Origin of the sequence: Variovorax sp. VaC1, from assembly GCF_043658315.1 — a bacterium.
Taxonomy (GTDB): domain Bacteria; phylum Pseudomonadota; class Gammaproteobacteria; order Burkholderiales; family Burkholderiaceae_C; genus Variovorax.
The window spans coordinates 83,120-105,810 of record NZ_JBIGLT010000007.1; the positions used below are offsets into that span (position 1 = coordinate 83,120).

Annotated in this window: 19 protein-coding genes; 12 read left to right on the forward strand and 7 right to left on the reverse strand. The window is 68.2% G+C overall.

Going from position 1 to position 22,691, the window contains the following annotated elements; translation table 11 throughout:
• Genes ACGLHS_RS25965 through ACGLHS_RS25980 form a run of 4 tightly spaced genes read right to left on the reverse strand, consistent with a single transcriptional unit; the run spans window position 1 to window position 4,772 of the window.
• Complete coding sequence (locus ACGLHS_RS25965; RefSeq protein ID WP_394484474.1) at window positions 1–681, reverse strand: HAD-IA family hydrolase; 681 nt, start codon at window positions 679–681, stop codon at window positions 1–3.
• Window positions 678–1,922, reverse strand: a complete 1,245-nt coding sequence (locus tag ACGLHS_RS25970) for a Tm-1-like ATP-binding domain-containing protein (RefSeq protein WP_394484476.1) — start codon at window positions 1,920–1,922, stop codon at window positions 678–680. The genes ACGLHS_RS25965 and ACGLHS_RS25970 overlap by 4 nt, the downstream gene beginning before the upstream one ends.
• Window positions 1,919–3,298, reverse strand: coding sequence for an aminotransferase class III-fold pyridoxal phosphate-dependent enzyme (locus ACGLHS_RS25975; protein WP_394484478.1), 1,380 nt, complete (start codon window positions 3,296–3,298; stop codon window positions 1,919–1,921). The genes ACGLHS_RS25970 and ACGLHS_RS25975 overlap by 4 nt, the downstream gene beginning before the upstream one ends.
• 31 nt (window positions 3,299–3,329) lie before the next feature.
• Window positions 3,330–4,772 (reverse strand): NAD-dependent succinate-semialdehyde dehydrogenase, encoded by a 1,443-nt coding sequence (locus ACGLHS_RS25980; protein WP_394484480.1) that lies wholly within the window; start codon window positions 4,770–4,772, stop codon window positions 3,330–3,332.
• Between the two features lie 143 nt (window positions 4,773–4,915).
• Between ACGLHS_RS25980 and ACGLHS_RS25985 the strand changes: the two genes are divergently transcribed.
• From ACGLHS_RS25985 to ACGLHS_RS26040, 12 genes are all read left to right on the forward strand, one after another.
• Window positions 4,916–5,446 carry a MarR family winged helix-turn-helix transcriptional regulator gene (locus tag ACGLHS_RS25985; RefSeq protein ID WP_394484482.1) on the forward strand — a complete coding sequence of 177 codons (531 nt, stop codon included), beginning with the start codon at window positions 4,916–4,918 and terminating at the stop codon, window positions 5,444–5,446.
• A gap of 137 nt (window positions 5,447–5,583) precedes the next feature.
• On the forward strand, window positions 5,584–6,579 hold the full coding sequence (locus tag ACGLHS_RS25990; protein WP_143012580.1) for a helix-turn-helix domain-containing protein: 996 nt from the start codon (window positions 5,584–5,586) through the stop codon (window positions 6,577–6,579).
• A gap of 123 nt (window positions 6,580–6,702) precedes the next feature.
• On the forward strand, window positions 6,703–8,190 hold the full coding sequence (locus ACGLHS_RS25995) for an amidase (protein ID WP_394484484.1): 1,488 nt from the start codon (window positions 6,703–6,705) through the stop codon (window positions 8,188–8,190).
• 44 nt (window positions 8,191–8,234) lie between these two features.
• A complete protein-coding gene (locus ACGLHS_RS26000) occupies window positions 8,235–9,215 on the forward strand; it encodes a Bug family tripartite tricarboxylate transporter substrate binding protein (protein ID WP_394484486.1) in 981 nt (326 codons plus the stop codon).
• 128 nt (window positions 9,216–9,343) lie between these two features.
• Window positions 9,344–10,654, forward strand: a complete 1,311-nt coding sequence (locus ACGLHS_RS26005) for an ABC transporter substrate-binding protein (RefSeq protein ID WP_394484488.1) — start codon at window positions 9,344–9,346, stop codon at window positions 10,652–10,654.
• Window positions 10,655–10,679: 25 nt separating this feature from the next.
• Entirely contained in the window at window positions 10,680–11,435 is a 756-nt protein-coding gene (locus tag ACGLHS_RS26010; RefSeq protein ID WP_394484489.1) for an ABC transporter ATP-binding protein, read from the forward strand.
• Complete coding sequence (locus ACGLHS_RS26015) at window positions 11,422–12,120, forward strand: ABC transporter ATP-binding protein (protein ID WP_394484491.1); 699 nt, start codon at window positions 11,422–11,424, stop codon at window positions 12,118–12,120. The genes ACGLHS_RS26010 and ACGLHS_RS26015 overlap by 14 nt, the downstream gene beginning before the upstream one ends.
• 8 nt (window positions 12,121–12,128) lie before the next feature.
• Window positions 12,129–12,995, forward strand: coding sequence for a branched-chain amino acid ABC transporter permease (locus tag ACGLHS_RS26020; RefSeq protein ID WP_093246283.1), 867 nt, complete (start codon window positions 12,129–12,131; stop codon window positions 12,993–12,995).
• A gap of 9 nt (window positions 12,996–13,004) precedes the next feature.
• Entirely contained in the window at window positions 13,005–14,060 is a 1,056-nt protein-coding gene (locus tag ACGLHS_RS26025) for a branched-chain amino acid ABC transporter permease (RefSeq protein WP_394484493.1), read from the forward strand.
• Window positions 14,057–15,169: a class II histone deacetylase gene (locus ACGLHS_RS26030; RefSeq protein WP_394484495.1), complete on the forward strand. Its 1,113-nt coding sequence runs from the start codon at window positions 14,057–14,059 to the stop codon at window positions 15,167–15,169. The genes ACGLHS_RS26025 and ACGLHS_RS26030 overlap by 4 nt, the downstream gene beginning before the upstream one ends.
• A 46-nt stretch (window positions 15,170–15,215) precedes the next feature.
• The gene (locus ACGLHS_RS26035) at window positions 15,216–15,983 is read left to right on the forward strand and encodes a class II glutamine amidotransferase (RefSeq protein WP_394484497.1); all 768 of its coding nucleotides are present in this window, start codon (window positions 15,216–15,218) and stop codon (window positions 15,981–15,983) included.
• A 115-nt stretch (window positions 15,984–16,098) separates the two neighbouring features.
• On the forward strand, window positions 16,099–18,336 hold the full coding sequence (locus ACGLHS_RS26040; protein ID WP_394484499.1) for a TonB-dependent receptor: 2,238 nt from the start codon (window positions 16,099–16,101) through the stop codon (window positions 18,334–18,336).
• 27 nt (window positions 18,337–18,363) lie between these two features.
• Here ACGLHS_RS26040 and gshB read toward each other — a convergent pair whose 3' ends face one another.
• The 3 genes from gshB to ACGLHS_RS26055 form a co-directional block, all read right to left on the reverse strand.
• Window positions 18,364–19,317 (reverse strand): glutathione synthase, encoded by a 954-nt coding sequence (gene gshB / locus ACGLHS_RS26045; protein ID WP_394484501.1) that lies wholly within the window; start codon window positions 19,315–19,317, stop codon window positions 18,364–18,366.
• Window positions 19,317–20,588 (reverse strand): benzoate/H(+) symporter BenE family transporter, encoded by a 1,272-nt coding sequence (locus ACGLHS_RS26050; RefSeq protein WP_394484503.1) that lies wholly within the window; start codon window positions 20,586–20,588, stop codon window positions 19,317–19,319. Before ACGLHS_RS26050 ends, gshB begins: the two co-directional genes overlap by 1 nt.
• A 124-nt stretch (window positions 20,589–20,712) precedes the next feature.
• The gene (locus ACGLHS_RS26055) at window positions 20,713–22,581 is read right to left on the reverse strand and encodes a potassium transporter Kup (RefSeq protein WP_093246290.1); all 1,869 of its coding nucleotides are present in this window, start codon (window positions 22,579–22,581) and stop codon (window positions 20,713–20,715) included.
• Window positions 22,582–22,691: the final 110 nt, after the last annotated feature.

Consider the following 22,691-nt stretch of genomic DNA (forward strand, 5'->3'; position numbering starts at 1 on the left):
TCAAAGGGAAGAAGAAGAGGAAGGAGGAGAAACACCCAGCAGCGCGAGGGCCTGCGCGTAGCTCGCGCCCGGGTGCATCACGTCGAAGTGCACGGTGCGCAGGCCCACGCGCTGCGCGCCGGCGATGTTGCGCAACTGGTCGTCGACGAAGACGCAGGCTTCGGCAGGCAGGCCGAGCTGGTCCAGACACTGCTGGTAGGCGCGCGCATCGGGCTTGAGGATGCCGGTGTGCGTGGCGTCCACCACCACGTCGAAGGCGCTCATGAAGGGCAGCCGCTTGCGGAAGCCGGTGCCGTAGAACAGGTCGAGCTCGTTCGACAAGATGGCGAGCCGGCAGCCGGCACGGCGCGCCGCCTCGATGGCCGCGAGGGCTTCGGGCCGGATCGCCGCCTCGGGGTCGGCGCCGCGCGCGCGCTGCACGAAGGTCTCCATGCGGTCCCAGCGTTCGCCGACCAGCGCGCCCACTTCGCGGGTACGCGCCATCCAGTAGTCGCGCTCCGAAAGCTTGTCGGCCTGCATGTCGCGCCACAGCGGATCGCTCGCGAGGTCGAAGGGGCCGCGCCAGGTGAGCGTGCCGCGCGGCAGCGACAGCGCCTCTTCGGTCAGTGCGTGGGTCTCGAACAGGGTGCGGCTGATGACACCGCCGAAGTCGAGCACGAGGGCTTGCGTGTCGTGGGTCATTCGGGCCTCCCTGCAGGCACCGTGCCGTCGGCCACCCAGGCGTCGAACACGCGCAGCGCGGCATCGCAGAAGGCGGCGTCGTTGATGTGCGCGTCCAGCTCGACCAGCCGCGCAGGCTCGACGCTGCCGCGCAGCGCTTCGGTGAAGGCCACAAGGCCTTCCGGATCGTGCAGCGGCTCGCCGGGGCGGTCCCAGCCTTCGATGCCGTGCAGGGGCATCAACACGCAGGTGGCGCCTTCGGCGCGCGCGAGGCGGCGCGCGATCTCGGTGGCCACGCCGCGACGGAACGCCGGTGCGCTGAGCGCCGAGGCCAGCAGCCGGTTGTGGATGTGCGCGGGCCGGCCTTCGAGGCCCTCGGGCGTGGGCTGCCAGGCCGGGTAGTCGAGCATGTCGATGGCACCGGGCGCAACGATCTGCGGCGTGCCCGCGCGGCCTGCGCCGAGCAGCCGGTCGGGGCCGGCGGTGACGCACGAACCGCCAAGCTGGTTGGCCAGCTCCTGCAGGCTGAAGTCCATCACCGCGCAGAAGCGGCCCTCGGCGGCCAGCGCCTCGAAGGCGCGCCCGCCCATGCCGGTGGTGTGGAACACCGCGACTTCGTAGCCGCGCGCTTCGAGCGCGGGCTTGAGCGTCTTCATGTAGGTGAGCGCGCTGGAGCCCAGCGAGGTCATGCCCACCAGCGGCTTCTCGAAGGCCGGCACGCACGCCTGGCGGCAGGCGCCGAGCACCGCGCCCGCGGCCTGGCTCAACGCCGAGCGGCACAGGCTGTTGAGCCCGTAGAGCCCGCCGGCCCACAGCACCATGATGAGGTCGGGCGGAATGCGCTCGGGCGGCAGCAGGTGCGAGTAGGCGATGGTCGAGACCAGCACCTTCGGCACGCCCAGCGGCAGCGCCTGCGCCACGTCGAGCGCCAGGTCGGTGCCCATGGTGCCGCCCAGCGCGAGCAGGCCGTCGATGCGGCCCTCGGCCTGCCAGCGCGCGGCGAGCTTCGCGGCGCCGCGCGCCATCAGCGTCATGGCGCTGTTCTCGTCGCCGCTCTGCGCCACCTCGGCGACGGTCTTGCCGGCGGCCGCGGCCACTTCGGTGTTGGGAATATCGGGCGCGAAGGGTGCGCCGTCGAGCACGCCCACGTCCATCACGACGACGCGACCGCCGCCGGCCTCGATGCACGCGCGCATGAACAACAGCTCGGCGCTCTTGGTGTCGGCGGTGCCGATCAGCAAGATGGTCGGGGGTCGGCTCACAGCGTCGCTTCCACGTCGGAGAACGCGCCTTCGAGCGCATCGACCATGAAGTCCACCTCTTCGCGCGTGATGACCAGCGGCGGCGAGAGGATGAGGTTCGGCCCCGAGATGCGCACCATCAGTCCGCGCCGATAGGCCGCCTGCGCCACCTTCGCGGCGATCGGGTTGCCGCGCGGCAGCGTGGTGCGCGTGGCCTTGTCGGCCACCATCTCGATGCCCAGCATCAGGCCCATGCCGCGCACATCGCCGACGAAGCTGAACCTGTCGACGAAGGGCCGCACGCGCGCCTGGAAATGCGCGCCCACGCGCGCGGCGTTGCCGGGCACGTCGAGCGCCTCGATCTGGTCCAGCGTGGCCAGCGCGGCGGCGGCCGCCACCGGGTGTGCGCTGTAGGTGTAGCCGTGGCCCACCGCGGCCTGCCCCGAGGCGTCGTTCAGGAAGACCTCGGCCACCTTGCCGCCGATGGCGGTGGCACCCAGCGGCACGTAGCCCGACGAGATGCCCTTGGCCAGGCACCACAGGTCGGCCTTCACGTTCCACAGCCGCGTGCCGAACATCGCGCCGCCGCGGCCGAAGCCGGTGACGACCTCGTCGGCGATGAGCAGCACGCCGTACCTGTCGCAGATCTCGCGCACGCGCGGCCAGTAGTTGGGCGGCGGCACGATCACGCCGCCCGCGCCCTGGATCGGCTCGGCGATGAAGGCGGCCACGGTGTCGGGGCCCTGGAACTGGATCTCGCGCTCCAGCAGCGTGGCGCAGATCTCGCCGAGTTCTTCCGGGTCTTGCGTGTAGGGGTTGCGATACAGCCAGGGCGTGTCGACATGAAAGCAGCCGGGCAGCAGCGGCTCGTAGGCGCGGCGAAAGTTCAGGTTGCCGTTGACGCTCATGCCGCCGAAGTGCACGCCGTGGTAGCCCTGCCGCAGCGCGATGAACTTGAAGCGGTCGGCCTGGCCCTTGAGCTTCCAGTACTGGCGCGCGAGCTTGAGCGCGCCCTCGACCGCGTCGGAGCCTCCGTTGCTGAAGAACACCGCGGCCACGCCATCGGGTTCCATCGTCTGCACGAGGCGCGCCGACAGCTCGATGGCGCGCGGGTGCGTGGTGCCACGGAACACGTTGTAGAAGGGCAGCTCGTCGAGCTGCGCGACGATGGCATCGCGCACCAGCTTGTTGCTGTGGCCCAGGTTCGCGGCCCACAGGCCACCGACGCCGTCGAGCATCTTGTGGCCGTCGACGTCCCAGATCCAGCAGCCCTGGCCGCGCGCAATGATGTCGGGCTTGCTCTTGAGCATCGCCTGCGGATGCGCCATGGGGTGCCACAGGTACTGGGCGTTGTCTTGCTTGAGCGCCGCCACGGCGGCGGCATCGGTCGTTGTCATGCGGGTCTCCGGAAGTATTCGATGGATGTGCTCAGGCAGGCACGCCGACGGTGAGGGTCTTGACCTCGGTGTAGTGCAGCAGGCCCTCGGCGCCCATCTCCTGGCCGATGCCGCTTTCCTTCCAGCCACCGAAAGGCATCTCGGGCTGCGAGACACCGAAGTGGTTGATGCCGACCATGCCGGCCTCGAGCGCCTCGCCCAGGCGATGCGCGGTCTGCAGGTCGCGCGTGAAGGCGTAGGCACCCAGGCCGTAAGGCAAGGCATTGGCCTGTGCGATGGCTTCGTCGAGCGTGTCGTAGGGCTGCAGCACGGCGATGGGGCCGAAGGGCTCCTGGCGCATCACGCGGCTGTCGGCGGGCGCGTTGGCGATCACGGTCGGCTCGAAGAAGAAGCCGGGCCGCTGCACGCGGTGGCCGCCGCACAGCAGCTGCGCGCCGCGCGCCACGGCGTCGTCGACGAAGCGCTGCATGTCCTCGATGCGGCGCGCGTGCGCGAGCGGGCCCATCTGCGTGGCCGCATCGGTGCCGGCGCCCAGGCGCAGCGCACGCGCGGCCTGCACGAAGGCCTCGCTCCATTCGCTGAAGCGCGCGCGCGGCACATAGAAACGGATCGGCGACGCGCAGACCTGGCCCGCGTTGCGGAACTTGGCGGCCAGCGACTGCTTGAGCGCGAACGGAAAGTCGGCGTCGTCGCAGACGATCACCGGCGCATGGCCGCCCAGCTCGCCGGTGAAGCGCTTCACGTGCCGCGCCGCCTGTTCGCCAAGCAGCTTGCCCACGGCCACCGAACCGGTGAACGACACCTTGGCGATGGCCGGATGGTCGATGAGAAACGACGACACCTCGGCCGGATCGCCGCACACCATGTTCAACGCATCGGGCGGCACGCCGGCATCGAGAAAGGCGCGCACCAGCAGCATGCAGGTGCCCGGCGTTTCTTCCGCCGGCTTGATGACCACGCTGCAGCCTGCGGCCAGTGCACTGGCGAGCTTGCGCGCCGGCAGGTTGGCGGGAAAGTTCCACGGCGTGAAGGCCGCCACAGGCCCGACCGGCTGACGCATGACCGACTGCGAAAGAATGCCCTCGACGCGTGGCGGCACGAGGCGACCATAGAGGCGCTTGGCCTCTTCGGCCTGGAAGTCGACGATGTCGGCCGAGAGCGTGACCTCGCGCAGCGATTCGGCAAGCGGCTTGCCCTGTTCGAGCGTGAGCACGTGCGCAATGGTCTGGGCCTGTTCGCGGATCTTCTGCGCGGCGGTGCGCAGGATGTTGCAGCGCTCGAGCGCGCTCCTGGCGCGCCACTGCACGAAGCCACGGCGCGCGGCCTCGGCCGCTTCGGCGAGTTCATCGCGGCCGGCCAGCGGCAGCTGCGCGATCGTTTCTTCGGTGGCGGGGTTGACGACCGCACGGTGGCCGCCGGTGGTCTGCGTGCGCCATTGGCCGGCGATGTGCAATGCGAGTTCGGGGTAGTCCATGCCCGCACGATAGGGAGCGAGCCCCTTGCCGCGTTATCGAAAACTGGCAAACCTCGCGCGGCTTCGTGCGCTGCACGCGATGGGCTTCCTATACTGTCCGCGCCCTTCCTTCTTTCACGACGCACACACGCCACGACCTCACCGTGCCCCGTTTACGCACTCCTTCCCGGCCGGCCGCCAAGGCCAACGCCAAGGCACGCAACAGCGCAGCCGGCGTGAAGGCCTTCGACCTCGAGACCTTCCTGCCCTTCCAGCTTTCGGTGGTCGCCAACCGCGTGAGCCAGACGGTGGGCCAGTCGATTGCCAGCCGCTTCTCGCTGCAGATTCCGGAGTGGCGCATCGTCGTGGTGCTGGGCAAGTACGGTGCGCTGTCGGCGCTCGAAATTGCACAGAAGACGAGCATGGACAAGGCCCGCGTGAGCCGCGCGCAGCATCGGCTGGTGGACCTGGGCCTGGCCAACATGCACCCTTCGGCCGACGACCGCCGCAAGGTCATCGTCTCGCTCGAAGAAGAAGGACTGGCGCTGTACCGCGACATGGTGCCGCTGGCCCACGACACCGCGCAGCGCCTGTTCGCGCAGCTCACCGCGGACGAGCGCCACGTGCTGCAGACCATCGTGCAGAAGCTGTTCGACAGCACCACCGGCTTCGAGCCCAGCGGCGAGCTCGAATAGACCTGAAGACAGAGGGCGATCGGGTGGCTTAGGGGTTTGTCCTGTCACTTTGAGATCGTTGTCAACGAAACAATCTGGTCTGGAGATTGCTTCCGGCACGGGTCTTCACGCCCTTGCCGCCGCTTCGCCGGACCGCCATGAATAGCCAGACCGCCTCCGTTCTTTCTGCCCCTGCCCCCACCGTTGCGACGCGCTGGACCCTCTCCACGCACGACATCGACGCCTATGCCAGCGGCCAGAACGGCTGGCACCTGGCGTGCGACATGCTCTCCGGTGGCAGCTTCGCCGGCTTTCTCGACCACGTGCAATTGCCCGGCCTGCGGCTGGTGCGCGAGACCACCAACCGCGCGCTGCGCCAGCACGGCGAGATGAACCCCGACTGCTGCGGCTTCGCGCTCACCTGCCGGCAGGACGGCGAGGCGCGCTTCTCGGGCCAGCGGCTGGACACCGGGTCGGTGATGGTGGGGCGCTGCGACGAGCTCGACCTGTGCAGCCCGCCGGGCTTCGAGCTGACGGGCATCGTGGTCGACAACGCGCTGCTGCAGTCGCTCACCGAGCGCCTGAACGACCGCGAGCCGCCGGCCTGGCTCGAACGGCGCGTGGTGCTGCACTTCGACGACACCACCATGCAGTCGCTGCGCGGCACGCTGCGCGGCGCCTTCACCGCGCTCGACGCATTGCCCGGCCTGCTCGACGACCCCATCGCCACGGAGCAGTTGCGCGACGACGTGCTGCTGGCCTGGCTGAACGCGCTGCCCGAAGACGTCGATCTGCGCGAGCTGCGCTCCACCGAGGCGCACCGCCGCGTAGTGCGCCGTGCGTGCGAGCTGATGATGTCGCGGCCCGACGAGCCGCTGTCGATGCTCCAGGTGTGCAGCCGCATCGGCGCGAGCCAGCGCAAGCTGAACTACTGCTTCCAGGAAACGCTGGGCCTGAGCCCGGCCCGCTACCTGCGGGCGCTGCGCCTGAACGGCGTGCGCCGCGCACTCAAGCAGCCCGAGTCGCGCTCGGTGCAGGACATCGCGGCGCACTGGGGCTTCTGGCACCTGAGCCAGTTCGCGACGGACTACCGGCGCCAGTTCGGCGAGCTGCCCTCGCAGACGTTGCGCGGCGCGGCGCTCACACGGCACTGAAGCGGCGCTGATCGGACGTCGATCCCACGCACTGGCCGAGGGGAATCCCTCGGTTTTCGGTGCTCCAGTTTTGCCGTTTTTCGATACCTGCTTGCGGAGGCGGTCGCTATCGTTGACCGCCATATGTCAGCGCCCCCGCCCACTCTGCAGCCCCTTCCGCTCCTTCCGGGTGCCCGCGCACTCGCCGCCGCCCTGCAACGCCGCGAGCTCTCGTGCCGCGAGCTGATGCAGGCCTGCCTGGCACGCATCGACCGCTTCAATCCGCAAGTCAACGCACTGGTCTCGCTGCAGCCGCCCGACGAGATGCTGCGCCAGGCCGATGCCTGCGACGCGCGGCTCGCACGCGGCGAGCCGGTGGGCCGGCTGCACGGCTTCCCGATGGCGCCGAAGGACTTCGTGGCCACTGCCGGCCTGCCGACCACGATGGGCAGCCCGGTGTTCGCGCGGCAGGTCACGGCGCACGACGCGATCATGGTCGAGCGCCTGCGCCGGGCCGGCGCCCTCTTCGTGGGGCGCAGCAACACGCCCGAGTTCGGCCTCGGCTCGCACACCTACAACACGGTGTTCGGCACCACGCGCAACGCATGGAGCCCCGACCACGCGGCCGGCGGCAGCAGCGGCGGCGCTGCGGTGGCACTCGCGCTGCACATGCTGCCGGTGGCCGACGGCAGCGACATGATGGGATCGCTGCGCAACCCCGCGGCCTGGAACCACGTCTACGGCCTGCGCCCCTCGCTGGGCCGCGTGCCGACCGGGCCGGGGCCGGAGCTGTTCTTCCAGCAACTGGGCTGCGAAGGGCCGATGGGCCGCACGCCCGAAGATGTGGCATGGCTGCTGTCGGTGCAAGCGGGACATGACGCGCGCTCGCCATTGAGCCTGGCCGGCGACGGCGAGGCTTTTGCGCAGCCGCTGGATTCGGAATTGCGCGGCAAGCGCATCGCGTGGCTCGGCGACCTCGGCGGCCACCTGCCGATGGACCCGGGCGTGATGGCGCTGTGCGAATCGGCGCTGCGGCACTTCGACACGCTGGGCTGCAGCGTCGAGCCCGCGTTGCCCGCCTTCGACTTCCATGCGCTGTGGAGCGCCTGGCTGGGCCTTCGCGGCTTCATCGTCGCCGGTGCGCTGCGCGGGCTGCATGCCGACCCGGCCACGCGCGCCCTGCTCAAGCCCGAGGCGCGTTGGGAAATCGAACAGGGCGAACGCCTGAGCACCACCGCGCTGCACCAGGCTGCCGTCACGCGCACGCAGTGGCACGGCGTGCTGCTGCAGCTCTTCGAGCGCTTCGACTTCCTGGTACTGCCGGCCGCGCAGGTGTTCCCGCTGCCGGTCGACGTGCACTGGCCGCGCGAGGTCGGCGGCCGCGCGATGGACACCTACCACCGCTGGATGGAAGTGACCATCGGCCCTTCGCTCGCCGGGCTGCCCGCGATGGCGATTCCAGCCGGGTTCTCGCAAGCCGACGGCACGCGCGGCTTGCAGGGCTTGCCGATGGGCCTGCAGCTCATCGGCCGCCCCGGTGCCGACCTCGACGTGCTGCGCATGGCGCACGGCTGGCACCAGGCCGTGCCCTTCGCGAACGTGCAAGCGCCGCTGCTGCGTCAGGCGCACTGAATTCCGCATCCACACACATCACACAGCCCGAGGAGAAAAAAACCATGCGCAGACGTTCACTCATCGGCGCCAGCCTGGCTGCCGGCCTGGTCCCCAGCTTGTCCGCCATGGCCCAGGGTCTCGCGGGCAAGACGCTGAACCTGATCGTTCCCTACCCCGCGGGCGGCGGCTCCGACATCAACGCGCGGCTGGCCGCGCCCGAGCTGTCGCGGCTGCTGGGCCAGCCCGCCATCGTCGACAACGTGCCCGGCGCCAGCGGCTCGCTCGGCGTGATGCGGGCGGCCAACGCACCCGCCGACGGCTCGGCGCTGCTGCTGGGCTCGCCCATGGAGCTGATGCTCACGCCGCTCACGCTCAACAGCGCGCGCTACAAGGCGGAAGACTTCCGGCCCATCGGCGTGATGTCCGTCACCTCGATGGTGCTGCTGGCGCGCAAGGACCTGGGCGCCGGCAGCGTCGACGAGCTGATCGCGCTGCTGCGCCGCCCCGGCGCGAAAGAGCTGAGCTACGGCAGCATCGGCCCCGGCTCGCTCTACCACCTGCTGGGCGAACGCTTCACGCAGCAGACGGGCACGAAGATGCTGCACGTGCCCTACAAGGGCATGGCGCCGGTGGTCAACGACCTGCTGGGCGGGCAGATCGACCTGGTCTTCATGCCGCTGGCCGGCAACGTGCCCGACCTGCTGGAGGCCGGCAAGGTGAAGGCGCTGGGCATCGCGGCCTCGGCGCCGCACGAGCGCTTTGCGGCCGTTCCGCTGATGCGCAACAGCAAGGGGCTGGAGGACTTCGTCTACAGCCTGTGGTCGGGCGTGCAGGTGTCGCAGCGCGTCCCGGAAGAAGCGCAGCAGCGGCTGCACACGGCCTTCAACGAGATGATGCAGAAGCCCGAGATCCGCCGCTCCATCGAACTCGGCGGCAGCAAGGTGGCACCCGAGCAGTCGCTGGCCGAGCTGCGCCGCGGCTACCTGGCCGACGTGGAGCGCTACCGCGCGATCGCCAGGTCAGTGAACCTGCGGCCCGAGTGAAGGCATCGATGCGAAAAGAGGCCGTGGTTCGCGGCCCGCGTTTTGCCAGTTTTCGATAACGCCGCCATGGCGCCCGGAGAGAGGATGCAGACCCGTCCATCCTTCATCCGCCAAGGAGAACCTCCATCATGTCCGCCGACCTTTTCCGTGCAGCCTCCGGCGCGCTCACGCGCCGCCAACTCGTCATCGGCGGCGGCGCGGCCGCGCTGGCCGGCATGCCCGCGCTGGCGAATGCGCAGTCCAAGACGATCAAGATCGGCTACCTCACCACGCTGTCGGGCATTCGCGCCAACTTCGGCGAGGCCGACCCCTGGAGCCTGGAACGCATCCGCGCCACGCTCAAGGACGGCCTGACCATCGGCGGCACGACCTACAAGGTCGAGATCGTGGTGCGCGACACCCAGTCCGATGCGAACCGCGGCGCCACCATGTCCAGCGAGCTGCTGCTGCGCGAGAAGGTCGACCTGCTGCTGGTGCAGGACAGCGACGCCGCGCTGGCCGCCGGCCAGCTGTGCGACGTCAACGGCGTGCCGATGGTGTCGACCATGGGGCCGTGGCAGGCCATCACCTTCGGGCGTGGCTCCACGCCGCAGAAGGGCTTTCCGTTTTCCTTCCACTTCTTCTGGGGCGCCGACGACGTGCTGAAGAACTTCTTCGGCATGTGGGAGCCGCTGAAGGTGGAACGCACGCTGGGCACGCTGTACATCGACAATGGCCCGGGCCATGCCTTCGCCGATCCGGCCACGGGCATCCCGAACGGCGCGAAGCAGCGCGGCTACAAGGAGACCAACGGCGGCTTCTTCAAGATCGCGACCGACGACTTCAGCAACCAGGTCTCCAGCTTCAAGGCGGCGCACGCAAACATCGTTTCGGGCTTTGCCTACGCCAACCACTTCGCCACCTTCTGGAAGCAGGCGCAGCAGGCGGGGTACCGGCCCGAGGTGGTGACGATGGCCGCGTCGTTCCTGTTCCCGAGCGCGGTGGAGTCGCTGGGCGCGGCGGGCAACGGCATGTCGACCGAGATCTGGTGGACGCCCAGCTTTCCGTTCAAGTCTTCGCTGACCGGCCAGAGCGCCAAGGCGCTGGCCGCCGACTGGGAGGCCACCACCGGCAAGCAGTGGACGCAGCCCATCGGCTACGGCCATGCGCTGTTCGAGGTCGGCATCGCGGCACTGAAGAACGCGAGCAACCCGAAGGACAAGAAGGCCGTGCGCGACGCACTGGCCAACCTGCAGCTCGATTCGGTGGTGGGGCGCATCGACTTCAAGGGAAGCCCGATCAAGAGCGTGGCCGTCACGCCGATGGTGGCGGGCCAGTGGCGCAAGACCAAGGCGGGCAGCAAGTTTCCGTACGAGCTGGTCATCACGCATAACAGCACCGCGAAGCAGATCGCGGTGGAAGACGAGCTCAAGCTGCTGTCGCAGCTGAAGCCGGCCTGAACGCGATGAACGCGACCGCATCCGCATGACCGACTGCCTCGTCATCGACGGCCTGTGCAAGCGCTACGGCGAGATCGTCGTGGCCGACCAGGTGTCGCTCTCGCTCGCGCGCGGCCAGTGCCTGGGCGTGGTCGGGCCGAACGGCGCCGGCAAGAGCTCGCTGTTCAACCTGATCACCGGCGTGGCCGTGCCCGACGGCGGCAGCATCCGCCTCGAAGGCCGCGAGCTGGTCGGCCTGCGCGCCGATGCGCGTGCGCGCCTGGGCGTGGCGCGCGCCTTCCAGATTCCGCAGCCGTTCGCGCACCTGACCGCTTATGAGAACGCGCTGGCCGCCGCCACCTTTGCCGCGCGGCTGCCGCGCGTGCAGGCCGAGCGCCAGGCCTGGGCCGTGCTGGAACGCACCGGGCTGGCCGACCGCGCCGACGTGCCGGCCGGCCGCCTGCCGCTGCTGGACCGCAAGCGGCTGGAGCTGGCCAAGGGCCTGGCGTCGCGGCCGCACCTGCTGCTGCTCGACGAGATCGCGGGCGGCCTGACCGAGGCCGAGGTGCAGGTGCTGGTCGCGCTGGTGCTCGAGCTGAAGCAGGACGTGGCGATGATCTGGATCGAGCACATCGCGCAGGCGCTGATGGCCGTGGCCGATCGCATCATGGTGCTGAACTTCGGCCGCAAGCTGCTGGAAGACACGCCCGCCGCCGCGATGGCCAGCCGCGAGGTGCGCGAGGTCTACATGGGCGTGGGCGATGAAGACGCATTGGAGGAGCACGCACATGCCGCTGCTTGAAGTGCGCGACCTGTGCAGCCACTACGGCGACCTGCAGGCGCTGTTCGACCTGTCGCTCGACGTGGCGGAAGGCGAGGCCACCGCGCTGATCGGCGCCAACGGCGCCGGCAAGTCGACGCTGATCCGCGCCATCGCGGGGCTGGGGAAGCGCAGCCGCGGCACCATCCGCTTCGACGGCCAGGCCATCGAAGCCGAACCGGCCGAGCGCATTGCGCGCCGCGGCATCGCGCTGGTGCCCGAGGGACGGATGCTGTTCCCTTCGCTCACCGTCGAAGAGAACCTGCGCATGGGCGCGCTGTGCGGCCGCACGGGCCACTGGACGCTGGCCACCGTGTATGCGCTGTTCCCGATCCTGCAGGAGTTTCGCCACCGGCCGGCCACGCAGCTGTCGGGCGGGCAGCAACAGATGGTGAGCATCGGCCGCGCGCTGATGGCCAATCCGCGCCTGATGCTGTGCGACGAAATTTCGCTGGGCCTTGCGCCGGTGGTGATCGAACAGATCTACCGCGCCTTCGGCGACATCCGCGCGCAAGGCACGGCGCTGCTGGTGGTGGAGCAGGACGTGACGCGCGCCTGCCGCATCGCGCAGCGCGTGTACTGCCTGCTCAAGGGGCGCGTCACGCTGGCGGGCCGCGCCACGGACTTCAGCGCCGCGCAGATCGCCAACGCCTACTTCGGACACTGAACGCACCCATGGCCTGGATCGAGACTCTCATCAACGGCGTGCTGCTCGGCGGCCTCTACGCGCTCTTCGGCCTCGGGCTGGCGCTGGTCTTCGGCGTGATGCGCATGGTCAACCTCGCGCATGGCGAGTTCGTGGTGCTGTCGGCGTACTTCGCGGTCTTTCTGGCCGCGCAATTTCCCGATGTGTCGCCGCTGCTCTTCATCGGCCCGGTGGCGCTGGCGGCCTTCGGCGTCGGCTATGTGCTGCAGCGGCTGCTGCTGAACCGCGCGGTGGACACCGACGATCCGCTCACGCCGGTGCTGGTCACCTTCGGCATCGCGGTGGTGCTGCGCAACCTGATGGCCGAGTTGTTCGGCGCCGACCCGCGCGCGCTCGAGGGCGGCGCGCTGGCCACGGCCGGCTTCGACATCGGCGGGCTGCGCATCGGCTGGTACCCGGTGCTGGTGCTGGTGCTCGCGGTGCTGGCCTTCGGTGCGCTGCAGTGGCTGCTGCAGCACTCGCGCTTCGGCCTGATCGTGCGCGCCACGTCGGACCACCGCGAGATCGTGCGCACGATGGGCGTGCGCCCGCGCCATGTGTATGCGGTGGTGATGGGGCTATCGCTGGCCTTCGCTTCGGTGGCGGGGCTGCTGCTGGCGCTGCGCACGTCGTTCACGCCCTTCTCGGGCGTGGAGCGGCTTCTGGGCGCCTTCGAGGTCGTGATCATCGGCGGCATGGGTTCGTTCCGGTGGGCGCTGGTCGGCGGCATCGCGCTGGGCGTGGCGCAGCTCGCGGGCCAGCGGCTCGATTCCAATGCGGGCGCGCTGTATGCCCACCTGTTGTTCTTTGTCGTGTTGATGGTGCGCCCCAACGGCATCGCCGGCGCACGCACCTGAGGCACCGAGATGACTTCGACGCGCAACCCGTCCCTTGCTCCCTGGCTCGGTTTCGCCGCCGCGACGGGGGCCATCGCCTTCGCGCCCACCGTGGCCGACGGCGGCCTGCTGCGCCTGCTCAGCGAAGTGCTGATCACCCTGGCCATGGCCCAGATGTGGAACCTGCTGGCCGGCTACACCGGGCTGGTGTCGATGGGCCACCAGGCCTTTGCCGGCATCGGCGCCTACCTGCTGTTCGTGGCCTCCGACCGGCTCGGCATTTCGCCCTACTGGATGGTGCCGGTGGCCGGCCTGGGCGGCGCGCTGCTGGCCGCCGTGGTGGCGCCGCTGATGTTCCGCCTGCGCGATGCCTACTTCTCGATCGGCATGTGGGTGCTGGCCGAGATCGTGCGCCTGCTGGTCGCCAAGTTCCCGCTGTTCGGCGGCGAATCGGGCGTGCCGCTGCAGGCGGTGCGGCTGGTGGAGCCCGAGAGCTTTCAGCAGAACGCGTTCTGGATCTCGGGCGCCATCGGGCTGGCGGCGGTGGCCGGCGTGTACCTGCTGATGCGCTCGCCCTTCGGCCTCGGGCTGATGGCGGTGCGCGACAACGAACTGGCCGCCACCAGCATCGGCGTGAACGTGTGGCGCAACCGCTTCATCGCCTTCGTGCTGTCGGGGCTGGGCTTCGGGCTGGCCGGCGCGGCGCACTTCATGGGCACGATGTTCGTCTCGCCCGACTCGGCCTTCGACATCAACTGGGTGGTGACGGCGATGTTCATCGTGATCATCGGCGGCATCGGCACCATCGAGGGGCCGCTGATCGGCACCGTCATCTACTTCGGGCTGCGCGAGCTGTTCAACACCTGGTTCGCGATGTCGGGCGGCTGGTACCTGATCGCCATGGGCTGCATCGCCATTGCCGTCATGCTGCTGGCACCGCGCGGACTGTGGGGCCTGGCGCGCGAGCGCTGGGGCTGGCGCGGCCTGAGCGTGCAGCGCCATCCGCCAGGCGGCACCGTTGCCGCGGCGCCTTCTTCTTCCCTTCCTTCACCCACACCCTCATCCACGCGAGGACGCACCGCATGAAGACCACCGCCTTCTTTCACGACGAACGCACTTTCTGGCACGTGCCCGGCGGGCTGCATGCCCTGTTCCTGCCGGTGGGCGGCTGGGTCCAGCCGATGGCGGGCAGCGGCATGGCCGAGTCGCCCGACTCCAAGCGGCGCATCAAGTCGCTGATGGACGTGTCGGGCCTGAGCGCGCAGCTCGACGTGCTGAGCGCACCCATGGCCAGCGAAGACGACCTGCAGCGCGTGCATCCCGCGAGCTACCTGCAGAAGTTCAAGGCCGCCAGCGACGCCGGCGGCGGCGACCTGGGCGAGGTCGCGCCCTTCGGCCCGGGCAGCTACGAGATCGCGAAGCTCTCGACCGGCCTGGCCATCGCCGCGATGGACAGCGTGCTGCAGGGCCGCCATCGCAACGCCTTCGCGCTCACGCGCCCGCCGGGCCACCACTGCCTGCGCGAGCACAGCATGGGCTTTTGCCTGTTCAACAACATCGCGGTCGCCATCGAGACCATGAAGGCGCGCCACGGCCTGGGCCGCGTGGCCGTGATCGACTGGGACGTGCACCACGGCAACGGCACGCAGGAGATCTTCTACGACCGTCCCGACGTGCTCACGCTCTCGCTGCATCAGGAGAACTGCTTCCCGCCCGGCTACAGCGGCGCCGAGGACCGCGGCACGGGCGCGGGGCTGGGCTTCAACGTCAACGTCCCGCTGCAGCCCGGCGGCGGGCACGCGGCCTACATGCACGCCTTCGAGCGCATCGTGGCGCCGGCGATCGACCGCTACCGGCCCGATCTGATCGTGGTGGCGAGCGGGCTGGATGCCAACGGCGTGGACCCGCTGGCGCGCATGCAGCTGCACCCCGAGTCGTTCCGCCAGATGATGCGGCAGGTCAACGCGCTGGCCGCGAAGCATTGCGACGGGCGCGTGGTGGTGGTGCACGAAGGCGGCTACTCGGAAGCCTGCGTGCCGTTCTGCGGACTCGCGGTGGTGGAAGAGCTGTCGGGGCACCGGACCGAGGTGGAAGACCCGTTCAGCGAGTTCTTCGGACTGCAGCAGCCTTCGGCGCGCTTCGATGCGTTCCAGCGCGGGCTGATCGACGAGATGGCGGCGCTGCACGGACTCTGAGCCACGGCCGCCGCGGCGCCTGGCAAATCGCGGTCTAATCGACGCCATGTGCCAATTGCTAGGGATGAACTGCAACACGCCGACCGACGTGACCTTTAGCTTCACGGGGTTCGCGCAACGCGGCGGCCGCACCGACCATCACGCCGATGGCTGGGGCATCGCGTTCTTCGAAGACCGTGGACTGCGCCACTTCGTCGATCACCAGCCGGCATGCGAATCGCCGGTGGCGGAGCTGATCCGGCGCTACCCCATTCAAAGCCGCAACGTCATTGCGCACATCCGCAAGGCGACGCAGGGCGAGATCAACCTGCAGAACTGCCACCCCTTCGTGCGCGAGCTGTGGGGGCGCTACTGGGTGTTCGCCCACAACGGCGACCTGAAAGACTTTCGGCCGCGGCTGCACGGCAACTTTCATCCGGTGGGCAACACCGACAGCGAGCATGCCTTCTGCTGGCTGATGCAGGAACTGGCCAAGTCGCATGCGGGCGTGCCCAGCGTCGAGGAATTGACGCTCACGCTGCGCGAACTGGCGCCGCAGCTGGCGAGCCACGGCACCTTCAACTTCATGCTGTCCAACGGACAGGCGCTGTGGGCGCATGCCTCGACCAACCTCTGGTACGTGGAGCGCCGCCACCCCTTCGTGACCGCGCAGCTGTCGGACGAAGACCTTGCCATCGACTTCGCGCAGCACACCACGCCCACCGACCGCGTGGCCGTGGTCGTGACCGCGCCGCTGACGACCAACGAGACCTGGACGCCCTTCGCGCCGGGCGAATTGCACGTGTTCGTGGATGGGCAGCGATCCGCGCTCTGAGGGTCGAAAGTAGTATTTTTGACTGATACATTTTTGCAACAGCGCAATAAAGTATCAGTGGTTCGATGCAAACAGAGAACAATAATGGTTCTCATTTGCAAATTTCGAACCGTCCATGTCCGCCCCCTTCTTCCATCTCCGGCCCACCGTGGCCGCGTCGCTGCTCGTACTGAACGCCCTGACGGCCGTGGCGCAAACCTCGGGAACCCCGCAGACGGCGCCGGCCCCTGCGGCGGCGTCGATCGGCACGCTGTCCACCGTCACCGTGGAAGCCAGCGCCGACGCCTCGGTCGAGGGCCTGACCAAGCCTTATGCCGGCGGCCAGGTGGCGCGCGGCGGCCGGGTCGGCATCCTGGGCAACCAGGACATGATGAGCACGCCGTTCTCGAGCACCAACTACACCAATGAGTTGATCCAGGACCAGCAGGCCAAGAGCGTCGCTGACGTGCTGCTCAACGACCCGTCGGTGCGCCAGGCGCGCGGCTTCGGCAACTTCCAGGAGCTGTATGTGGTGCGCGGCTTCCCCGTGTACTCCGACGACGTGGCGTACAACGGCCTCTACGGCATGCTGCCTCGCCAGTACATCGCCTCCGAATTCTTCGAGCGCGTGGAAGTGTTTCGCGGTGCCAACAGCTTCCTGAACGGTGCCGCGCCCGGCGGCAGCGGCATCGGCGGTGCGATCAACCTGCTGCCCAAGCGCGCATCCAACGAGCCGCTCACCAATGTTGGTTTCGGCGTGCAGTCCGGCGGCCAGGGCTTTGTGAACCTCGACCTGGCACGCCGCTTCGGTCCCGACGACAGCCTGGGCGTTCGCGTGAACGCCGTGCACCGCGACGGCGGCACAGGCGTCAAGAACGAAAGCCAGCAGCTCAGCGCCTTCAGTGTCGGCCTCGACTGGCGCAACCGCAACGTGCGCCTGTCGGCCGACTTCGGCTACCAGGACTACGACCTGAAGGGCGGCCGCCCGAGCCTCACGCCCTCCTCGACGCTGCCGATCCCGCGCGCACCCGACGCCAAGAGCAACTTCGCCCAGCCCTGGACCTACTCGAAGGAAAAGGACAAGTTCGCCACCTTCCGCGGCGAGGTCGACATCACCGACAACATCACGGCCTGGGCCGCTGGCGGCGTGCGCCGCAGCAACGAAGACAACGTGCTGTCGAACCCAACCCTCACCGACTCGTTCGGCAACACCAGCAACACGCGCTTCAGCAACACTCGCAAGGACCGCATCGGCACCGCCGAGATCGGCGTGCGCGGCAACTTCGTCACTGGCCCGATGAAGCACACGATAGTGGCTTCGGCGGTCAAGTACAGCAATGATCGCGACAATGCCTACACCTTCTCCTCCGGCAGGGTACTCAACAACATCTATGCACCCTACGCGTCGGCGTACCCCATCGCCAACAGCCTTACGGGCAACCGTTTGGAAGATCCGCGCCTGACCGACAAGATCACCACATCGAGCGTGGCTATCGCCGACACCATGTCCTTCCTGGACAACCGCTTGCTCGTCACTCTCGGCGTGCGCCGCCAAACCATCGAACAAACCACCTTCGCCTACAACACGCTCAAGCAGGCGAGCACCTACGACAAGGGCAAGACCACACCAATGGCCGGTGTCGTATTCAAGATCACGCCGACCGTGTCGGCCTACGCCAACTACATCGAAGGTCTGGTCCAAGGCAAGGTAGCGAGCCCGACCGACAACGGCCGCCAGGTCACGAATTCCGGTCAGGTGTTCGAGCCGTATCAAGCCAAACAGAAGGAAATCGGCGTCAAGTACGACGGCGGCACCCTCGGCGCCAGTGCTGTGTTCTTCAGCATCGATCAGCCGGTTTACTTCTACGACCCCCAACCCTCTGGCGCTGTCACCTTTGGTCCCTACGGCAAGCAGCGCAACCAGGGCCTCGAATTCTCGGTGTTCGGCCAGCCCACCAAGGGCCTGCGCCTGCTCGGTGGCCTGACGCTGCTGGACGCCAAGCAGAAGAGTACGCAAGGAGGTGCCACCGACGGTCTCACCGCCATCGGCGTGGCCAAGCAGCAGGCCAACCTCGGCGCCGAGTGGGACGTGCCCGGCGTGCGCAACCTGTCGCTGAATGCGCGCCTGCTATACACGTCCAAGCAATACGCGAACGCGACCAACACCCAGCAGATCCCGGGGTGGACACGCTTCGACATCGGCGCGCGCTACCTGGTCGATCTGGGCAACGGCCGCGCGCTCACACTGCGCGCGCGCATCGACAACCTGTTCAACAAGTCGTACTGGGCTTCGGTGGGTGGTACGCAGGGCTCCAACTACTTGGTGATGGGCGCACCGCGCACCTTCGCAGTGAGCGGCACCATCGACTTCTGATGCGCGCCTTCGCAGCCGCCTCCGAACTCAGGCTGGACGTAGGGTTTTCTCCAGCGCATCGATGAACATGGCCGGCACATCGAAGCCGGTCTGTTCGGTGATCTCCTGGAAGCAGGTCGGGCTGGTCACATTGATCTCGGTGACCGAATCGCCGATCACGTCGAGCCCGATCAGCAACAGCCCACGCGGCGCGAGCGCCCGGCCCACGGCCTCGGCGATCTCGCGGTTGCGCGCGGTCAGCGGCTGCGCCACGCCCTTGCCACCGGCGGCAAGGTTGCCGCGCACTTCGGTGCCTTGCGGAATGCGCGCCAGCACGAAAGGCGCCGGCTCGCCCGCGATGATCAGGATGCGCTTGTCGCCCTGGACGACCTCGGGCACGAAGCGCTGCACCATGATCGTTTCAGCGCCGTCCTTGTTGAGTGTCTCGACGATGGAGCCCAGGTTCAGCGCGTCCTGCTTGACGCGGAAGATGCCCATGCCGCCCATGCCGTCGAGCGGCTTCAGGATGATGTCGCCGTGCTCCGCATGAAAGTCGCGCACGGCCTGCGCGCTGCGCGTGACCAGCGTCGGTGTGACGAACTGCGGAAACTCCATGATCGCGAGCTTCTCGGGATGATCGCGCAGCGCACGCGGCGAATTGACCACGTGCGCGCCTTCGCGCTCGGCCTGCTGCAGCAGGTGCGTCGCGTAGATGTACTCGGCGTCGAAGGGCGGGTCCTTGCGCATCAGCACGGCGTCGAAATCTTTCAGCGCCTTCGACTCGGTGATGTCGATGCGGTACCAGTCCTTGCTGTCGCCGGTCAGCGTGATCTGCTGCACCGTGGCCGTGACCAGGCCGCCCGACTTCCACTGGATGTCCTGCGGCAGGCAGGCCGCGATGCGGTGGCCGCGCCGCTGCGCCTCGCGCATCATCGAGAAGGTCGTGTCCTTGTAGATCTTGAAATGATCGAGCGGGTCGGCGACGAAGAGGATGTTTTTCATCAGGCGTTCTTTCCGGCGCCGGGAGCGGCGGCCACTGAGGTGTCTGGCGCGATGTTGCCGGAAGCGGCGATGTCCTTGCCGGCCGGGGCCTTTTCCGTCGGGGATGCGCGCCCGATCTGCTGCACGGCGAGCGCGACGGCACCGGCCACCACGCCCCAGAACGCCGAGCCGATGCCCGCGAGCGTGACGCCGGACAGCGTGACCAGGAAGGTGATCAGCGCCGCCTCGCGGTGCGGTTCGTCGCGCACCGCTGCGGCCAGCCCGCCGCCGATGGTGCCGAGCAATGCCAGCCCTGCGATGCATGCCACCAGTTCCTTCGGAAAGGCCGTGAGCAGCCCCGTGACCGCCGCGCCGAACAGCCCGATCACCACGTAGATGGCGCCGCAACTCACGGCCGCCGTGTAGCGGCGCGCCGGGTCTTCATGCGCCTCGCGGCCCATGCACATGGCGGCCGTGATCGCGCTCAGGTTCAGCGCAAACGCACCGAAAGGCGCGAGCACCAGCGTCGCAAGGCCGCTGATGGTGATGAGCTTGCTGACCGGCAGGTCGCTGTACCCGCTCGCGCGGATCGCAGCCACGCCGGGCAGGTTCTGCGAAGCCATGGTCACGACGAACAGCGGCAGCGACAGGCTGACGATGGCCTGCCAGCTGAAGACCGGCATCGTGAACACCGGCCAGGTGAATGTGAAATGCACGGAAGACCATGCCAGCTGCCCGCGCACCGCGACGAAGACGATCGCCACGAGCAAGGTCAGCGGCACCGCGTAGCGCGGCAGTAGCCGCTTGGTGACGAGGTATGTGCCGAGCATCAACAGCACCAGGGGCAACGCGGTTTGCGCCGCAATGAAGGCCGACAGGCCGAAGCGCGCCAGCACGCCCGCGAGCAGGGCGGAAGCAATCGCCATCGGGATCTTGTTCATCACCCGCTCGAACCACCCGGTGGCGCCTGCAAGCACGATCAGCACTGCGCACACGATGAAGGCGCCCACCGCCTCGCCCATGCCGTAGCCCATGCCGGCAACCGCCAGCACCGCCGCGCCGGGCGTGCTCCAGGCAATCATCACGGGCTTCTTCCACCAGAGCGAGGGCAGCGCCGAGGCCAGCCCCATGCCGATGCCCAGTGCCCACATCCACGAAGCCGCCATCTCCGGCGTGGCGCCGAAGGCCTGCGCGGCCTGGAACACGATGGCCACCGAACTCGTGAAACCCACGAGCACGGCGACGAAACCCGCGGTGAAAGCCGAAAGGCTCAGGTCTTTGAAGAATCGCATGTCTCGATTTTGCGGGCTGCAGCCCCTTCCAGAAACACCGCGGAACCGGCTTTGCCGGGCCGCAGGTGTTGCCCCCTGCAAGGGGGAAGGAGGCCACACGAAGTGGGCAAGCCTGGGGGTTTGCCTATATCTCGATCTTCGACCCCAGCTCGACGACCGCGTTGTTCGGCAACCCCAGGAACGCGGCCGCACCGCTCGCGTTGTGGTGCATCTGCGCGAAGAGCTTCTCGCGCCACGGCGCCATGCCGCTGCCGAGCGTGGGGATCACGACGTCGCGCGACAGGAAGTAGCTGGTGGCCATCGGCTCCAGCTGGCAGCCGCGCAGGCGTGCGTTGTCGAGCGCGCGCGGCAGGTCGATGTCGTTCTTGAAGCCGTAGTGCACGATCACCTGCCAGCAATGGTTGCCGAGCGCCTCGATCTCGATGCGCTTGTCCATGGGAATCCAGGGCACCTCGTGATTGCGCACGGTGACGAACATGTTCTGCTCGTGCAGCACCTTGTTGTGCTTCAGGTTGTGCAGCAGCGCATTGGGCACGACACCCGGCTCGGCTGTGAGAAACACAGCGGTGCCGTCGACGCGCGCCGGCGGGCTCACGAACACCGAGGCAAGAAAGGACTTCAGGTCGATCGCGTCGGCGTGCTGTGCCTCGCCCATCAGGCGCCGGCCTTCCTTCCAGGTGATCATCAGCGTGAACACGAAGCCGCCGATCATCAGCGGGAACCAGCCGCCTTCGAACAGCTTGAGCAGGTTCGACGCGAAGAACAGGAAGTCGACCACGAAGAAGACGGCGGTCGAGGCGATGCACAGCGCCAGCGGCAGCTTCCATGCGTAGCGGATCACGAAGAAGGTCAGGATCGTGGTGATCAGCATGTCGGTCGTCACCGCGATGCCGTAGGCCGCCGCCAGGCTGCTCGAAGTGCGGAACATCACGACCGCCAGCACGATGGCCACGAACAGGCCCCAGTTGACCAGCGGAATGTAGATCTGCCCCGCCGTGCGCACGCTGGTGTGCTCGATGTTCAGGCGCGGCAGGTAGCCCAGTTGGATGACCTGCCGCGTGACGCTGAACGCCCCGGTGATGAGCGCCTGCGACGCGATCACCGTGGACGCCGTGGCCAGCATCACCAGCGGGATGAGCGCCCATTCGGGCGCCATCATGAAGAAGGGGTTCTTCACGGCCTCGGGGTTCTCCAGCAGCAGCGCGCCCTGGCCGAGGTAGTTGAGCGTCAGCGCCGGCATGACCACCGAGAACCACGCGATGCGGATCGGCTGCTTGCCGAAGTGACCCAGGTCGGCGTACAGCGCCTCGGCACCGGTCACGCACAGCACCATGGCGCCGAGCAGGATGAAGCTCGTTCCCGGGTTGCTCCAGATGAACCTCAGCGCATACCAGGGGTTCAGCGCCTTGATGATTTCAGGGTGGTGCAGGATCTGCCACACGCCCAGCACCGCGATCGCGATGAACCATGTCAGCGTGATCGGCCCGAAGAACTTGCCGATGCCCGCCGTACCGCGCTTTTGCACCGCGAACAGGCAGAACAGCACGACCAGCGTGATCGGGATCACATAGTGAGTGAAGTGCGGCGACACCACCTCGAGGCCCTCGACCGCCGACAGCACCGAGATGGCCGGGGTGATGACCCCGTCGCCATAGAAGAGCGAGGTCCCGAAGATGCCGACCACCAGGAGCAGGTGGCGCAGCCTGGGGTTGTCGGCCACCGCGCGCGAGGCCAGCGCGAGCATCGCGACCAGCCCGCCCTCGCCTTCGTTGTCGGCCCGCAGCACCAGCACCACGTACTTGATGGAGACGATGACGGTCAGCGTCCAGAAGAACATCGAGAGGATGCCGTAGACGTTCTCGACGGTGAACGGCACGTGGCCGTGGCCGAACACTTCCTTGACCGCATACAGCACGCTGGTGCCGATGTCGCCATAGACAACGCCGATGGCGCCGACGATCAGGCCGGCTGAGAGGGATTTGGGGGCTGACACGAAGTCGATGGGAAAAGGGCTTGCAGCTTGATCGATGCGTCAGACACACCGGGGACCCATGGCAGCAGGCTCTCGCCCGCCACGCATCCCCTCCGCCCTTTTGTTTCCGT

Coding starts and splice junctions, on each gene's coding strand:
- ACGLHS_RS25965 (WP_394484474.1), bottom strand. CDS start 681: ATGACCCACGACACGCAAGCCCTCGTGCTCGACTTCGGCGGTGTCATC.
- ACGLHS_RS25975 (WP_394484478.1), bottom strand. CDS start 3,298: ATGACAACGACCGATGCCGCCGCCGTGGCGGCGCTCAAGCAAGACAAC.
- ACGLHS_RS25980 (WP_394484480.1), bottom strand. CDS start 4,772: ATGGACTACCCCGAACTCGCATTGCACATCGCCGGCCAATGGCGCACG.
- ACGLHS_RS25990 (WP_143012580.1), top strand. CDS start 5,584: ATGAATAGCCAGACCGCCTCCGTTCTTTCTGCCCCTGCCCCCACCGTT.
- ACGLHS_RS25995 (WP_394484484.1), top strand. CDS start 6,703: ATGTCAGCGCCCCCGCCCACTCTGCAGCCCCTTCCGCTCCTTCCGGGT.
- ACGLHS_RS26000 (WP_394484486.1), top strand. CDS start 8,235: ATGCGCAGACGTTCACTCATCGGCGCCAGCCTGGCTGCCGGCCTGGTC.
- ACGLHS_RS26005 (WP_394484488.1), top strand. CDS start 9,344: ATGTCCGCCGACCTTTTCCGTGCAGCCTCCGGCGCGCTCACGCGCCGC.
- ACGLHS_RS26010 (WP_394484489.1), top strand. CDS start 10,680: ATGACCGACTGCCTCGTCATCGACGGCCTGTGCAAGCGCTACGGCGAG.
- ACGLHS_RS26015 (WP_394484491.1), top strand. CDS start 11,422: ATGCCGCTGCTTGAAGTGCGCGACCTGTGCAGCCACTACGGCGACCTG.
- ACGLHS_RS26020 (WP_093246283.1), top strand. CDS start 12,129: ATGGCCTGGATCGAGACTCTCATCAACGGCGTGCTGCTCGGCGGCCTC.
- ACGLHS_RS26025 (WP_394484493.1), top strand. CDS start 13,005: ATGACTTCGACGCGCAACCCGTCCCTTGCTCCCTGGCTCGGTTTCGCC.
- ACGLHS_RS26030 (WP_394484495.1), top strand. CDS start 14,057: ATGAAGACCACCGCCTTCTTTCACGACGAACGCACTTTCTGGCACGTG.
- ACGLHS_RS26035 (WP_394484497.1), top strand. CDS start 15,216: ATGTGCCAATTGCTAGGGATGAACTGCAACACGCCGACCGACGTGACC.
- ACGLHS_RS26040 (WP_394484499.1), top strand. CDS start 16,099: ATGTCCGCCCCCTTCTTCCATCTCCGGCCCACCGTGGCCGCGTCGCTG.
- gshB (WP_394484501.1), bottom strand. CDS start 19,317: ATGAAAAACATCCTCTTCGTCGCCGACCCGCTCGATCATTTCAAGATC.
- ACGLHS_RS26050 (WP_394484503.1), bottom strand. CDS start 20,588: ATGCGATTCTTCAAAGACCTGAGCCTTTCGGCTTTCACCGCGGGTTTC.